The sequence below is a fragment of the Mesorhizobium sp. M0768 genome (assembly GCF_040320195.1).
Lineage (GTDB): Bacteria > Pseudomonadota > Alphaproteobacteria > Rhizobiales > Rhizobiaceae > Mesorhizobium.
Map to the genome: position 1 here is coordinate 1 of NZ_JAMYPD010000118.1, position 685 is coordinate 685.

General features: G+C 60.4%; 2 protein-coding genes. Both read right to left on the reverse strand.

The annotated features are described in order from the left end of the window. Positions 1–223, reverse strand: a 223-nt coding sequence (tnpB, locus tag NKI08_RS34595) for an IS66 family insertion sequence element accessory protein TnpB (RefSeq protein ID WP_352776009.1), incomplete at its 3' end; no start/stop codon positions are given. Further along, positions 204–677 (reverse strand): IS66-like element accessory protein TnpA, encoded by a 474-nt coding sequence (tnpA, locus tag NKI08_RS34600; protein ID WP_352453912.1) that lies wholly within the window; start codon positions 675–677, stop codon positions 204–206. The genes tnpA and tnpB, both read right to left, overlap by 20 nt. Positions 678–685: the final 8 nt, after the last annotated feature.

A 685-nucleotide genomic window follows, 5' to 3' on the forward strand; every position in this document is an offset into this window, starting at 1 on the left:
TGTCCTCGGTCAGCCGCTTCAGGACCAGCACAAAGCCCGACCGATCGAAGAACAGGAGCTTCATCCGGTCGCGACGGCGATTGCAGAACGCAAAAACCGCCGGAGCAAACGGATCGAGCGCCATCGTCTCTTGGACCAGAACCGCAAGGCTGTTGATGCCGGCCCGAAAGTCGATCGGCTCGCGGTGCAGGTAGACTTTCAGGTCAGCGCCCAGTCTGAACATGACCCAGTGCTCCGATGGTCGCCGTCAACGCATCCACATCACCGCATTCCAGCGTCAACTTCACGCCGTTCGGCAGCGACGCGCTCACCTTGGCTGGAGAGGAAAAAGGCGCTGTCCTTTTCGATGCCGACCTACGTGCCCCATCGCAAGTCCCCGGCAAATCCACCGCAGCCATGCTGCTCTGTCGCAGCAAGGCCCGATCGGAAGTGCTTTCAATCTGAACCGGAATGAACGCCGATGGTGGGGGCTGTGGGAGGGACTGGGTCTCCGCCCGCTTCTTTATCCACTTCCGAAGAAGGTTCGCATTGACCCCATGTTCGAGCGCAAGCCTCGATACCGACACGCCAGGCTCAAGACAGGCCGAGACAAGACGGTCCTTCGATGCCGGGTCGTATCGGCGTCGCCCGTCCCGACCGACAAGCCTCACCCGCAGTTTCTGCTCATCTTCTTCCATCACAAGGT

Bases quoted from the DNA above. Each gene is read 5' to 3' on its own strand.
- tnpA (WP_352453912.1), bottom strand. From the start codon at position 677: ATGGAAGAAGATGAGCAGAAACTGCGGGTGAGGCTTGTCGGTCGGGAC.